Origin of the sequence: Streptomyces sp. AM8-1-1 (assembly GCF_032229325.1) — a bacterium.
GTDB classification, from domain to species: Bacteria; Actinomycetota; Actinomycetes; order Streptomycetales; family Streptomycetaceae; genus Streptomyces; species Streptomyces achmelvichensis.
This window is the reverse complement of the sequence record NZ_CP135086.1, coordinates 7,718,654-7,732,188: the sequence shown is the minus strand read 5'-3', so window position 1 is coordinate 7,732,188 and position 13,535 is coordinate 7,718,654. Positions and strand designations below refer to the sequence as shown.

Genomic DNA, 13,535 nt, shown 5'->3' with positions numbered 1-13,535 from the left:
AACGGATCTGGGCCGACGTGCATAGATCGCGATTTCCCCGCGGAGTGACCCATTTCACTGCAACCAATTGCGAAGCCGGGCAGTCCGCGGGGGCGCACGAAAGAAAGTAAATCGCCTCTGGTTCCCCTAATTCAGACATTGCGCCACATGGTGAACAATTACTCAGGAGACGACTTTTCGGACATGCAGCATGACCTAGATGCCCGTTTCCGTCCTGGATTAATGGCGATATGACCGGTTTGCACTCTCAGGCGGTATCTCTGCATGATCTGGACGGTCTGCGGGTGGTCCCGCGTCGTCACCGGCCCTCGGGCAGGTCTGAGGGCTGTCCCGTCATCGCCGGCGGGCGCACGACGACAGCCCTTAGCGAAGGTAGTTGTAGACCGTCGCCCGGGAGATGCCCAGAAGGTCCGTGAGGGCCTGCACCGAATGCTTCACCTCAAGAAAGCCGCGCTCTTTGAGTGAACGCACCAATTCACGCCGCGATGCGCCATCGAGGCTTCGCGGGGTCTGACCCCGCGCGGCGGAGAACTCCTCGACAGCCGCGCGCAGTTCACCGCTGCTGCGGGCCCGGAGTGTTTCCTCCAGTGATACATCGGGCTCCTCGGTTCGCACGAGCCCGGCGAGACTCCGGGCCGCCGTGGCGAAGAGGGAGACATCCAGATTGAGGCAGATGGCCGCCACATAGTGGCCCCGGCTGTTCTTCAGACCGATGGAAGTGCTCTTGGCGGGACGGCCGTCGGGAAAGCGATTGGGGTAATTCTGAAGGACGCTCGGGTAGTCGGGATCCGCGATCCGGGCGAGGCCGAGTTCGGTCGCCGGGTCGCCCACGGTACGGCCGGAGAGGTTGTTCTCGATCGCCCGGACGGCATGGTCCGGATAGCGCAGGTCGTGCAGGACGACCTCGCAGAGCCCCGGGAACATCCGCCCCAGTGCGACGACAATCTTCTCCCCCTCGCGCAGGAGCAGTTCGTCCTCCGCGCGCTCGTGGTCCCCGGACGCGGCGCTCACGCGACGGTGCCTTCCGTGAACAGATTCCCCATCGCGGTCGCCGCCTTGAGCCCGGAACCGGTCAGCACCACCACCGTCGTCTCCCCTTCGCGGATGGCGCCCCGCTCGCGGAAGACGTCGATGGCCGCGACGGCGGTCGCACTCGTGGGCTCGGCATACAACCCGGTGGCGGCGAGCCGGCGGACGCCGTCGGCGATGGCGGCTTCGGGAATCGCCGCCATGTCTCCGCCGGACCGGCGGACGGCGGCCACCACCTCGGGCAGCCGGACGGGCGAACGGATGGCGGTGCCCTCGGCGATCGTCGGGCCGAACGAAGGCGCCGGGGCGCCGTGGAGCGCGGCATGGATGGGGGCGCACGCGGCGGGCTGCGCCACCAACAGCCGTGGCCGCCTGGCGATCTGACCTGCTGTCAGCAGTTCGGAGAATCCGAGATCGAGACCGAGCACGAGGCTGCCCGCTCCTGCCACGGTGACCACCGCGTCCGGGGCGGCGAAGCCGAGGTCTTCCCAGAGCTCGTAGGCAAGGGTCTTGGTGCCCTGGAGAAAGAAGGGGTTCCAGTTGTGCCCGGCGTAGCACGTGCGGTCCGAGCGGCGCAGGGCCTCGGCGGCGGTCGCGTCCCGCCCACCGGGGACGGGCTCGATGGTGGCGCCGAACGCCCGGGTCTGGAGCATCTTCGCCGGTGAGGTCCCCTCCGGCACGAGGATCGTGGCTCCGACGCCGGCCGCGGCACAGTAGGCAGCGACCGACGAGCCGCCGTTGCCCGAGCTGTCCTCGATCACCTCGCGCACCCCGGTCGCCGCCAGCGCCGAGATCATGACGCTGCTGCCACGGTCCTTGAAACTGCCGGTGGGGTTGAACCACTCCAGTTTGAAGCCGACGCGTGCGCCGTCCCACTCCCTGTCGAGCAACGGGGTGCTGCCCTCCCCCAGGGTGACCGGCCGCCCGACGGCCGACGGCAGCGCGGCCCGGTAGCGCCAGAGGGAACGCGTGCCGCTGTCGATGTCGGCCGGGGTGAGACCCGGCAGCGGTGAGACGCTCAACGGCGCGCCGTCGTCACCGCGCCAGCGGCGGGCGTCCAGCTCGTACGTCCTGCCGGAACGCTCGTCGACCAGGCGCGGAGCGTGCCCGGGCCGGTCCTCGCGTCCGTCCCCTGCTTCGCCGCCGTGCAGGTCCTCAGGTGTGTGCCGGTCGTCCACCAGGTCTCCTCCCGCCGGTCCCGCCACCTTGACGCTGGACACTTTATCCAGCGATGGACGAAACGTAAAACATCCCGATGACCGGCAGGGCGGTGGTTACCTGTGCGTTCTGCACAGGTCGAAGGTGACAGCCGTGACTGTCGGAGCCTCTCCACCACGTGACAGCGTCGGTCCCGTCATCGACCGAGGGAGTTCGCGTGAACAAGGGGTACGCCGTCTTCTGCGACGCAGACCGGCACTTCTACGACGCGCCGCACCGGCTGTCGCTCACCGACGACGCCGGACGCACCTCCCCGTACGAGCCCGCGCGCCGCCCCGTCCCCGCCGGCTGGCAGCGCAACCGGTCCGGCGACTGGCTCGCGCTCCGCCCGGTCGACACCGATCTGCCCGCCCAGGGCTGGAAGATCCACGTGTCCGCCTGTCTCGACAACGCCGAATCGGTCCTCGCCCGGGTGTGGACCTACTGCGTCGCACGGGACATCGCCTTCAAGTTCATGCCGAGCCGGTATCTGCTGCACAACCGCAACGCCAAGTACGCGGACCGGGCCGGCAGCGGCAAGTTCATCACCGTCTATCCGGCCGACGACGAGCAGTGCGGCGTCATCGCGGAGGAGCTCGCCGCTCTCCTGGCCGGCGAGGCCGGCCCGTACATCCTCAGTGACGTCCGCTGGGGCGACGGACCCGTCCACCTGCGCTACGGCAGCTTCACCCGGCGGCACTGCTACGACGAGCACGGTGAGCTGCGCCCCGCCGTCGCGAACGCCGACGGCGAACTGGTGCCGGACCTGCGGGGACCGGTGTTCCAGATACCCGCATGGGTCACGCCGCCCGACTTTCTGAAGCCTCACCTCGACGCGCGCTCGGCGGTCACGGTCGACGCCATGCCGTACACCGTCGAGAAGGCGCTGCACTTCTCCAACGGCGGTGGTGTGTACGCCGCCCGTGACAACCGCACCGGCGAGAAGGTGGTCCTGAAGGAAGCGCGGCCGCATGCCGGGCTGGCCGCCGACGGCGCCGACGCCGTGACGCGTCTGCACCGCGAACGGACCGCGCTGGAGCGGCTGTCGGGCCTGGCATGCACCCCTGAGGTCCGCGATGCCTTCGTCCTCGGCGACCATCACTTCCTGGTACTGGAGTACATCGAGGGCAAGCCGCTCAACTCGTTCTTCGCCCGCCGTCACCCGCTGATCGACGCCGATCCGGGGCCGGATCGCCTCGCGGAGTACACGGCGTGGGCACTGCGCATCCACGGGATGGTGGAGCAGGCCATGGAAGCGGTGCACTCCCGCGGCGTGGTCTTCAACGATCTGCATCTGTTCAACATCATGGTCTCCGAGGACGAGTCGTCCGTCGTCCTCCTCGATTTCGAGGCCGCGCACCAGAAGGGGCAGGACGGCCGCCAGACGGTGGCGCATCCGGCCTTCGTCGCGCCGGCCGGCCGTCGCGGGTTCGACGTGGACCGCTACGCCCTGGCGTGTCTGCGGCTCGCGCTCTTCATCCCGCTGACCAGTCTCTTCGCCGTCGACCGGGCAAAGGCCACGCACCTGGCCGACATCATCGCTCGTCAGTTCCCGGTGGACCGTGCCCTTCTGGACGATGCCGTGCGGGAGATCCTGCGGGACCCGGGCAGTGCACCGGCAGGCGCCGCCGGCTCCCCGGGGTCCGGCAGCTATCTGCCCGTGTCACCCGCCGACTGGCCGCACAGCCGCGACTCCCTGGTCCGTGCCGTCCTGGCCTCCGCGTCACCGGAGCGGGAGGACCGTGTCTTCCCGGGTGACATCGCCCAGTTCGGTACCGCGGGCGGAGGTCTGACCTTCGGTTACGGAGCGGCCGGCGTGCTGTACGCGCTGGACGCGAGCGGGGCGGACCGCTGCCCCGCGGCAGAGGAATGGTTACTCCTGCGGAGCAAGGAACCGCCGTCGGGAACACCCGTCGGCTTCTACGACGGCCTCGCCGGCGTCGCCTGGACCCTGCAACGTCTCGGCCACACCGAACACGCGCTGTCGCTCGCCGAACTCGCCCTCGGCCAGCCGTGGGACGAACTCGCGCCGGACCTCCACAGCGGCCTGGCCGGACTGGGTCTCGCCTTCGACGCCCTCTCCGCGGAGACGGGCGACACGGACCTTCGTACGGCGGCGCTGCGGTGTGCGGATCTCGCCGCCCGCTCCCTGGACGCAGGGCCGGGGCAGAACGCAGGCAGCCACACGGGCCGCGACGGATCGCGTGCCGGGCTGCTGCACGGAGCGTCGGGTACCGCCCTGTTGTTCCTGCGGCTGTACGAGCGCTCCGGCGACAGCGCCCTCCTCGATCTGGCGGCGGAAGCTCTGCGCCGTGACCTCGCCCGCTGTGTACACGGCGCGGGCGGCACCCTCCAGGTCGACGAGGGCTGGCGCACCATGCCGTATCTGGGCGCGGGCAGTGTCGGTATCGGCATGGTGCTCGACGACTACCTGGCCCACCGCCCGGACACCGATTTCGAGCGCGCCCGGACCGAGATCGTCCGCGCCGCACAGGCGACCTTCTACGCCCAGCCCGGACTGTTCCGGGGCGCCGCCGGCATGGTTCTCCATCTGAGCCGTACGACCACGGGCGGACCAGGTACGCAGCCGGCCGACGTCCGCCGGCAGATCGACGCCCTCGCCTGGCACGCCCTGACGTACCAGGGCCACCTGGCCTTCCCCGGCGAGCAGATGATGCGTCTCTCGATGGACCTGTCGACCGGCACCGCGGGCTGTCTGCTCGCGCTCGCGGCGGCACAGGGCGACCATCACGCTCATCTGCCGTTCCTCCCGCCGCTCCGGCGGCCCCAGAACCGGCCCGACTCCGGGCCGTCCTTGAGCACCACCGTCCCCGAATGAGAGGAAACATCATGAACCTTCTCGACCTGCAGTCGATGGAGACCCCGAAGGAAGAGGCGATCGGCGACGTCGAGACCGGCGGAAGCCGCGCCAGCCTGCTGCTCTGTGGCGACAGCAGCCTGAGCGTCACGACCTGTAACTGAGGTCGCCGGGCCCCGGTCGGTGGCGCCACGCCGCCGGCCGGGGCCCGTCCCGTCCCGGGCGGTTCGCCGCCCGGGACGGCCTGCATTCCCCGACCCGCACGAGGCCGTGGCCCGCGGCCGGCCACAGAGGAGCCCCCGCGATGGCCTACAAGCGCCCCCGCCCCAGCGGCACCGACTCCGGTGGCAGGGTGCCCACCGGTGGCGCGCACCGCCTGCTGCGTGCCGCCGTCCGGCGCAGCGCCACCCGTACCGCGGCGATCCTGCTCTGCTCCGTCGCATCCGCCGGCGCGGCCGTCGCGTCGCCCGCCGTTGTCGGACACACGCTGGACCTCCTCCTCGACCGGCAGAGCGATGCCACGTCCTGGGTCGTGCTCAGCGCCGTGCTCCTCACCGCCGAAGTGTTCCTGGACGCAGCCGTAGCCCTGTTGACCGGTGTCACCAATGCCCGGTCGACCGCCTGGCTGCGGACCGGCGCCCTCGGACGGCTTCTGGCGACCTCACCGGACCGGGCGTCCCCGCTCTCCCCGGGAGATGTCGCGACACGTCTGTCGGTCAACGCGACCGAGGCCGGGACGGTGCCCGCGGCGGCCGCCGCGCTGAGCGCGTCCCTGCTCGGTCCGGCCGGTGCCGTGATCGCCCTGCTGTTCATCGACGTGTGGGTCGCTCTCGCCTTCCTCGCCGGACTGCCCCTGCTGGTCCTTGTGTTGCGTGCCTTCGCCCGCAAGTCCTCGGACACGGTGGGCCGGTACCAGCAGATCCAGTCGGACATCGCGTCCCGGCTCCTGGAAGCGCTCGACGGGGCGCGCACCATCGCCGCCGCGGGCATCGAGGACCGGGAACGGGCCCGCGTTCTCCAGCCCTTGGCCGGCCTGGACCGTGAGGGACGGCGCATGTGGCGGATCCACGGCAGGGCGGTCGCGAACAGTCAGGTGCTGCTGCCGTTGCTGACGACCGCTGTTCTGGGTGTCGGCGGAATACGGCTCGCCGCCGGAGCCATCAGTGTCGGCGAACTGCTCGCCGCGTCCCGCTACGCAGCCCTGGCGGCGGGCATGGGAGCCCTGGCCGGCCTCCTCGGTGCGATCGTCCGAGGCCGCAGCGCCGCCGCCCGCCTCGCCGTGCTCCAGGACCTGCCCGCCGTTCGGCACGGAGAGGGAACACTGCCGCACGAGGGCAACGGCACGGTCGAGTTGCGCGGAGTCACCGTCGTCCGGGAGGGCCGCACGGTGCTCACCGATGTACACCTGGTGGTGCCCGGCGGGAAGACCGCGGCCGTGGTGGGCCGGTCCGGAGCCGGCAAGTCGACCCTGGCGGCCGTCGCCGGGCTCCTCACCGAACCGGACGAGGGCAGCGTCCTGCTCGACGGTGTCCCGCTGGGTTCCCTCGCACGCGACCGGTTGCGCCAGGAGGTCGCGTACGCCTTCGAACGGCCGGTCTTCCTGGCGGGGACGGTGGCCGACGCCATCGCCTCCGGGGCCCGTCGCGCCTCGGCGGACGAGATCCGTACCGCTGCACGGGCGGCGGGCGCCGACGGATTCGTCCAACTCCTGCCCGAACGCTACGAATCCCCCGTCGTCGGCGCACCGCTGTCGGGAGGGGAACGGCAACGCCTCGGGCTGGCCCGCGCGTTCGCGCATGCGGGCCGGCTGCTCATCCTCGACGACGCCACGTCCAGTCTCGACACCGCCACCGAACGGCAGGTGGACCGGGCGCTCGCCCAGGAGGTACGGCCGGGCACCCGGCTGGTGGTCGCCCATCGGATCTCCTCGGCGAGCAGGGCGGACCTGGTGATCTGGCTGGAGGACGGCGGGGTACGGGCCGTGGGGCGGCACCGTGATCTCTGGCAGGACCCCGCCTACCGTTCGGTCTTCGCCGCATCCGAAGCGCCCAGCGAAGCGACCCCCGAAGCGCCGGCGGACAGGGCACCCGCACCGCAGCAGGCGCAACCGCCCCGTCCCGTAACCGCGGACGTGGTGCGCGGTCCGGCAGCAGGACGGGCCGCCCGATGACGGCCGCCGAGACCCGCGAGCCGCGCGCCCGCGTCGCGCCCGGCGCGCTACGGCGTCTGCTGCCCCCCGCCCGCCGCTTCCTCGCGAACCGGAAGAGGGCCCTGGCCGCGCTGGCGGGCTGGTCCCTCGTCGAGTCCGTACAGACCTTTCTGGGCGGCTACTGCATCGCCCAGGCTCTGGACCGCGGATTTCTCGCGGGTGACACGGAAGCCGGACTGCTGTGGCTGTCGGCCGCCGCGGTGTCCATCCTCGTGGCCGCGCCGGTCGTCCTCGGTGTCTTCGCCCAGCTGACGCATCTCGTCGAGCCCCTCCGGGACGCCCTGGTGACGCGGGCCGTCTCGCGATCGCTGCGCAACGCGGTCGCCGCACCGGGCCGCACGGACGGCACGGCGGTGTCGCGGCTCACCCAGCAGACGGAGATCGCCCGCGACAGCTTCGCCGGACTGGTGCTCACCTTGCGGTCGTTCGCCTTCACCGCAGCGGGCGCGCTGGCCGGACTGTTCACGCTGGCGCCCGAGTTCCTGCTCATCGTCCTGCCGCCCCTGGTCCTCGGCATGGCGCTGTTCGCCGCCACGCTGCGGCCGATGGCCACGGCCCAGAACCGGTTCCTCGACGCCGACGAAGCGCTGACGCACCACAGCGGAGCCGTCCGTGCCGCGCTGCGCGACATCGTCGCCTGCGGGATCCAGACCGAGGCGGAACGCCGGGGCTCGCGGCTGATCTCGGACGCCGAGGAGGCGTCCCGTTCGCTGGCCCGCTGGGCCGCGGTACGGACGCTGGCGCTGGGCGTCGGCGGCCAACTGCCCGTCATTCTGCTGCTGGTGGCCACCCCATGGCTGCTGAGCCGGAACGTGACGGCGGGCGCGCTGATCGGTGCGCTCACCTACCTGGTCCAGGCGCTGTTGCCGGCGCTGCACACCCTCATGACGGCGCTCGGTGCGGCGGGCACCCGGCTCGTGGTGGTTCTCGACCGGTTCGTCCGGGACACGTCCGGGACTGCGTCCTCCGTCGGGCCCGTCGCCGACACACCGGTGAAACGGGCCGACTCGACAACAGCCGTCGACTTCCGCTCCGTTCGCCTGGCGTACGGGCCGCGGGCCCGGCCCGTCCTCGACGGTCTCGATCTCTCCGTCCGGACCGGGGAGCACATCGCGGTCGTGGGGCCGAGCGGCATCGGGAAGTCCACGCTCGTCGGCGTGGTGGCCGGCATGCTGACACCGGACCGGGGCACGGTCCACCTGGCGGGCCGCCCGGTCACGGGGCGCCCGGCCGACGAGCTGGCGCCGCTGCGGGTGTTGACACCCCAGGAGGCGTACGTCTTCACCGCCACCGTGCGCGAGAACCTCACCGCGTTTCGTCCCGGGGCGCCGACCGAGGACATCGAGGCGGTCGCCGATGCGCTGTGTCTCGGGCCGCTGATCCGGCGCCTCGGCGGGATCGACGCCGACGTGACACCCTCCACCCTGTCACAGGGTGAGCGTCAGCTGCTGTGCCTCGGGCGCGCCCATCTGTCTCCGGCGCCGCTGCTCCTGCTCGACGAAGCCACCTGCCACCTGGATCCGGCCGCGGAGGCCCATGCGGAGCGGGCGCTCGCCCGGCGGCCGGGAACCCTGATCGTCGTGGCCCACCGCCTGTCGTCCGCGCTGCGGGCGGACCGGGTACTCGTCCTCGACGGAACACGCGCGGAGTTCGGGAGCCACCCTGAGCTCCTGACCCGCTCGGAGCTCTACCGGGATCTGGTGGGCCACTGGCAGGAGGACCGCTGAGCGCCCCCCTGCCGGCCCCTCGTGTCGCTGTCGGGTTGCCTTACGTCCAGCCGGCGCCCTGGGCGATCCGGATCGCGTCGACGCGGTTGCGGGCCCCAATCTTGCGGATGACGCTGGCCATGTAGTTGCGGATCGTGCCCTGCGACAGATGCAGGTCACCGGCGACCTCGGCGATCGTCGCACCTTCGGCGGCGAGCGACAGCACACTGAGTTCGCGAGGAGTCAGGGGCATCTCCGCGGCCTGGAGAAACCCGAAAGCGAGCGATTCGTCGATGAATCGCTCGCCTTTGGCAACGGTGTGAATGGCCTCGAGTAATCGACAGGGAGAACAGTCCTTGTCGACATAGCCCAGCGCGCCGGCGTTGAACGCCTTGCGCAGCACTCCGGGCTTCTCGGGTGAGGCCAGCACCAGCAACGCGCCCTCCGAGCAGGCCTCGGAGAGTGCAGCGCGGCTTCCCCGCACCGACGGCTCCAGGGAGTCCGCGTCGGCGACACACACATCAGGCGACAGCGCCCCCCGTTCCTGCCTCCTCGGAATGCAGGATGCAGCCGAGACGTCAAGCGCGCCATCGGAACGCAGCAGTTCCACGAGAGCAGATCTCATCAGCTGCGCGTCGTACGCGACGATGACCCGGATCATGTCCACCCCTTCAACTCACCGACTACCGCGGCCGATCTGCCGGCCGCCGCCCCACCCTCACCCGAGTGCCCACATCGGCGCCGAAAGAACGGGCGCGCGGGGGCACGCCGGGAGCACGCCGGGTGCACGAGGGAGCGCATCGGCAACCCCGCAGGTGGTGCGGGGTTGCCGAGTCACGGCGCGGTGTAACGGGTCCCGAAGGTGCGTCGAAACGGTGCCCGAAGGCCCGTCGCTACGGTGTCAGGCCGATCTCCTCACAGTCGGCCTTGTACTTCGCGGTGCAGATCTCCTCGACCGTGTAGACACCGTCCTTGACGACCGTGTCCTTGATGTTCTCCTTGGTCAGCGAGACCACCGGCACCAGTACCGACGGAATGCCCTTGGTGGTCGGGCTGTCGATGTCGGCCTGGGCCATGGCGCCGAGTCCGATACCCCTGGCCAGCAGGATGGCCATCTCCGCGGCGGCGCTCGCCTCCGGCGCGTTGGGCTTGTAGACGCTCATGAACTGCTCGCCGGCGACGATGCGCTGTACGGCGGCGAGTTCCGCGTCCTGGCCGGTGACCGGCGGGAGCGGGGAGACGCCGGCCTTCTTCAGGGCGGCGATGATGCCGCCCGCCATGCCGTCGTTGGCGGAGTAGACACCGGCGATGTTGTCACCGCTCAGGCTCACGATCGCCTCCTGCATGTTCGCGTTGGCGTTCTCCGGCTTCCACTCCTTGGTGTCGTACTCCCTGCCGATCTCCACCTTGCCGTCGAGCTCGGAGTGCGCGCCCTTCTTGAACATGGCGGCGTTCGGGTCGGTGACCGCGCCGTTCATCATCACGATCTTCGAAGACTTGGCCTTGTCCCCCAGCGCTTCGAGGAGCGCCTTCCCCTGGACATGGCCGACCTCTTCGTTGTCGAAGGAGGTGTAGGCGTCGATCGGCCCCTCGGCGAGACGGTCGAAGGCGACGACGGGGATGTCGGCGTCCTTCGCCTTCTGCACCGCGGTCGCGATCCCCTTGGAGTCGACGGCGTCGATGATGATGACGTCGACCTTGCTCTCGATCATGGTGTCGACCTGCTGCGCCTGGAGAGCCGCGTCCTGTTTGGCGTTGGCGTAGACGACCCGGCCCTTGTCATTGGTCAGCTGGCTGACCTTCTTCTCGATGACCGGTTTGTCGAACTTCTCGTAGCGCGCCGCCTCGTTCTCCGGAAGGAGCAGGCCGACGGTGATGTCGTCGCTGGTTCTCACGCCCGTGCCCTCTTCGCTGCCACAGGCAGCGAGCGACACGGCCATCGCGGAAACGCTGATGGCTATGGCGGTGCGACGCAAATGTGCGTTCATCTGTGGAAATCAACCTCCCTGACAGGCCGCTTGCTTGCGACCGAGGTGGCTGGAAGTCAACTCCGCTCCGACAAATGCGTCAAGAAGTGCAATATTAACGAGATGGCAACAGGTTTTGTCCGTTAGTTAAGTGAACGCAGACATCTCTCCACGAAGGCCCTGGACACTTACTGACATAGCGGAAGCTTCGGACGCGAAAATGTTCGCGCCGAACCACGGTCTCGGCACGGGAAATCCGGCTTGGCGCAGGAGAAACGGAATCCCGCGCCCACCGACGGGCGCCCCGGCCCGCAGCCTTACGGCGAGAGGAACCGTCAGCGGGTCTGCTGCTGAAATCCCTCGAGCCGGGCCTGCACCTGCGGGTAGGGCGTCGCCTCGGGCAGGGCGCGGCCCTCGCGTACGGCACGCGCCGCATCGGCTGCGGCATGGAGGGCGGCGCGGTAGGGCAGCGAGCCCGTACTCACCCGGCGGACGCCCAGGGCCGCCAGGTCGGCGGGCGACAGGCCCGGGACCGCGAGCACGTTCAGCGGCACCGGGATGCTGCGGGCCAGCTCGCGGAGCACGGCCGGCTCCGACACACCGGGCACGAAGATCCCGTCCGCACCGGCCTCCACATAGAGCGCGGCACGGTCGAGTGTCGCGTCGACGGTCGCCTCCTGCCGGAGCCAGTAGGTGTCGACGCGGGCGTTGACGAAAAGATCCGGGCGGCGGCGCTTGACGGCCGCGACCTTCGCGGCGTGCGCCTCCGGCCCGATGAGCCGCTCGGCGGAACTGTCCTCGATGTTGATGCCCGCCGCATCCGGGTCGGCCGTGTAGTCGGCGACAGCGTCCGGCTCGTCCGCGTAGCCGTCCTCGATGTCCACACTGATGTAGCACGGCAATCGCGACAGGGCGCGGGCGAGGAGGATGTTCGCCGCCTTGGTCGCACGCCCGCCGTCGGGGCGGCCCATGCTGGAGGCCACGCCGAGGCTGGTCGTCCCGATGGCTTCGAAGCCGGCGTCGAGGAATGCCAGAGCCGAGGGCACGTCCCAGGCATTGGGCAGAACCAGCGGCAGTTCGCGGTGATGGAGCTCATGGAAAGCCATGAGCTCCATCTTTCCGCTCCGGAGCGGCGGCCGGCGCGAGGCCGACCGGCGTCCGGCCGGACCCGGCTGTCGGTGCACGCGGGACCGGGCCCGGTGCACGGCGAGGCGGACGGCCTGCAGCTCGGCCGGCACCGGCCCACCCGCGAGGTACCGTGCGCGCCCGGAGGCGGCGGCCGGTACGGCACCGGGAGGAAGTGCCGCACCGGCCGCCCGGTCGGTCCGTCAGGCGGTGTGGAGCCGCAGCCCGTACCGGCCGAGGATCTCGTTGATCGGCTGGTGCCAGGTCTGGCCTCCGCCGCTGCAGTTGCCCCAGCCGCCGGAGGTGACGCCTTGCGCCTGGTCGCCGCTGATGAAGGAGCCGCCCGAGTCGCCGGGTTCGGCGCACACGCTCGTCTTCGTCATCTGATGGACGGCGCCCTGGCTGTAGTTCACGGTCTCGTTCTTCGCGAGAACCGCCCCGCAGTGCCAGTGCGTGGTGGAACCGGACCGGCAGATCGAAGCCCCTATGGGAGCCTCGGCGGACCCGCGGACCAACTGGTCCGGCACCGTGCCCCAGCCGAGGACCACGGGAACGGTCCACCAGCCGCTGCCGACGCTGACCCAGGCGTAGTCGTCACCGGGGAAGGACGATCCCTGGAAGTTTCCGATGTGGGAGCCGTCCCAGCCCCTGACCGCCGCACCCCCGCCACCGCAGTGCCCGGCGGTCACGAAGCCGCCGTGGACGGAGAAGCCGATGGAGCAGCGGACGTTTCCGGTGTAGTACGGGTCGCCGCCCACGGTGCCCGCGGCAAAGGTCTTGGGCGCCTCGGCCGTCTTCTCGACCTGGACGGGTCCGGCCTGGCGCGCACGGGCGAGGAAGGCCTTGACATCGTTGTCGGCCTGCTGGTCGGCGACGACGTTCACGACTACGCGGTTGATACGCGGGTCCACATGCCAACTGCTCACGCCGGCAGGGGCCTTGAAGCCGTCGATCTTCTTCTTCACCGCATCGAGCCGGGCGGCGTCGTAGGTCACGAGCCGAACCGACGCGCCGGTGGCGCGGACGGCGTCGGCCCTGGCGGGGTCGGTGAGGGCGACACCGAGCTTGCCGGTGCCCGCGTCGAACCAGGCACCGCCGAAGGCGGCGCCCGCCGCGCGGCGCGCCGTACTCTCGATGGCGGTGGCGGCCCGCTCCGCCGCGAGGCGGGACCGGGCCTGATCCTTCGTCAGGCCGAGGTCCCTCTCCATGGCGTCCAGCAGGCCGGCGGACGCCTGCGGTTCGGCGGTGGGGGCGGGTGCTGCGGCGGATGCCGGGGCGAGTCCGGCACCGGCCCAGGCACCCAGGACGAGAAGTGCGGACATGCCGGTGCGCAGAGCTGTTGTGCGTCTCAAGGCGTTGCCCTTCGATTGTTCCAACGAGGTGGGGGTGGAACGGCACAGTCGTGGGAGCGCTCTCAACCGCTCCCGGGCGGAGCGTAGCCGAGGCACATCACCAGGTCCATGACAAGCGCACGGCGGATTCCC

General features: G+C 70.6%; 10 protein-coding genes. 4 read left to right on the top strand and 6 right to left on the bottom strand.

Annotated elements, in window-relative coordinates; translation table 11 throughout:
* Positions 1-363 precede the first annotated feature (363 nt).
* Both RPQ07_RS34465 and RPQ07_RS34460 read right to left on the bottom strand, forming a co-directional pair.
* Positions 364-1,011 (bottom strand): transcriptional regulator, encoded by a 648-nt coding sequence (locus tag RPQ07_RS34465; protein WP_313948176.1) that lies wholly within the window; start codon positions 1,009-1,011, stop codon positions 364-366.
* Positions 1,008-2,123: a threonine synthase gene (locus RPQ07_RS34460; protein ID WP_313949122.1), complete on the bottom strand. Its 1,116-nt coding sequence runs from the start codon at positions 2,121-2,123 to the stop codon at positions 1,008-1,010. The genes RPQ07_RS34465 and RPQ07_RS34460 overlap by 4 nt, the downstream gene beginning before the upstream one ends.
* Before the next feature lie 281 nt (positions 2,124-2,404).
* Here RPQ07_RS34460 and lanKC point away from each other — a divergent pair, with 281 nt between their 5' ends.
* The 4 genes from lanKC (at position 2,405) to RPQ07_RS34440 (ending at position 8,980) form a co-directional block, all read left to right on the top strand.
* A complete protein-coding gene (lanKC, locus tag RPQ07_RS34455) occupies positions 2,405-5,065 on the top strand; it encodes a class III lanthionine synthetase LanKC (RefSeq protein ID WP_313948175.1) in 2,661 nt (886 codons plus the stop codon).
* 11 nt (positions 5,066-5,076) lie between these two features.
* Positions 5,077-5,208, top strand: a complete 132-nt coding sequence (locus RPQ07_RS34450; RefSeq protein ID WP_313948174.1) for a SapB/AmfS family lanthipeptide — start codon at positions 5,077-5,079, stop codon at positions 5,206-5,208.
* 140 nt (positions 5,209-5,348) lie between these two features.
* Complete coding sequence (locus RPQ07_RS34445; RefSeq protein WP_313948173.1) at positions 5,349-7,214, top strand: ABC transporter ATP-binding protein; 1,866 nt, start codon at positions 5,349-5,351, stop codon at positions 7,212-7,214.
* Positions 7,211-8,980, top strand: coding sequence for an ABC transporter ATP-binding protein (locus RPQ07_RS34440; RefSeq protein ID WP_413777805.1), 1,770 nt, complete (start codon positions 7,211-7,213; stop codon positions 8,978-8,980). Before RPQ07_RS34445 ends, RPQ07_RS34440 begins: the two co-directional genes overlap by 4 nt.
* Positions 8,981-9,020: 40 nt before the next feature.
* On the opposite strand, the gene RPQ07_RS34435 is transcribed toward RPQ07_RS34440, so the two are convergent.
* From RPQ07_RS34435 to RPQ07_RS34420, 4 genes are all read right to left on the bottom strand, one after another.
* Complete coding sequence (locus RPQ07_RS34435; RefSeq protein ID WP_313948172.1) at positions 9,021-9,620, bottom strand: response regulator transcription factor; 600 nt, start codon at positions 9,618-9,620, stop codon at positions 9,021-9,023.
* Positions 9,621-9,852: 232 nt separating this feature from the next.
* On the bottom strand, positions 9,853-10,947 hold the full coding sequence (locus RPQ07_RS34430; RefSeq protein ID WP_313948171.1) for a sugar ABC transporter substrate-binding protein: 1,095 nt from the start codon (positions 10,945-10,947) through the stop codon (positions 9,853-9,855).
* Positions 10,948-11,261: 314 nt separating this feature from the next.
* Positions 11,262-12,032, bottom strand: coding sequence for an isocitrate lyase/phosphoenolpyruvate mutase family protein (locus tag RPQ07_RS34425; protein ID WP_313948170.1), 771 nt, complete (start codon positions 12,030-12,032; stop codon positions 11,262-11,264).
* A 222-nt stretch (positions 12,033-12,254) separates the two neighbouring features.
* Positions 12,255-13,403, bottom strand: coding sequence for a S1 family peptidase (locus RPQ07_RS34420; RefSeq protein WP_313948169.1), 1,149 nt, complete (start codon positions 13,401-13,403; stop codon positions 12,255-12,257).
* Positions 13,404-13,535: the final 132 nt, after the last annotated feature.

What these genes read in the sequence shown, in the direction of transcription:
- RPQ07_RS34450 (WP_313948174.1), top strand. Translation starts at nt 5,077, where the DNA reads ATGAACCTTCTCGACCTGCAGTCGATGGAGACCCCGAAGGAAGAGGCG.
- RPQ07_RS34445 (WP_313948173.1), top strand. Translation starts at nt 5,349, where the DNA reads ATGGCCTACAAGCGCCCCCGCCCCAGCGGCACCGACTCCGGTGGCAGG.
- RPQ07_RS34440 (WP_413777805.1), top strand. Translation starts at nt 7,211, where the DNA reads ATGACGGCCGCCGAGACCCGCGAGCCGCGCGCCCGCGTCGCGCCCGGC.
- RPQ07_RS34435 (WP_313948172.1), bottom strand. Translation starts at nt 9,620, where the DNA reads ATGATCCGGGTCATCGTCGCGTACGACGCGCAGCTGATGAGATCTGCT.
- RPQ07_RS34430 (WP_313948171.1), bottom strand. Translation starts at nt 10,947, where the DNA reads ATGAACGCACATTTGCGTCGCACCGCCATAGCCATCAGCGTTTCCGCG.
- RPQ07_RS34425 (WP_313948170.1), bottom strand. Translation starts at nt 12,032, where the DNA reads ATGGCTTTCCATGAGCTCCATCACCGCGAACTGCCGCTGGTTCTGCCC.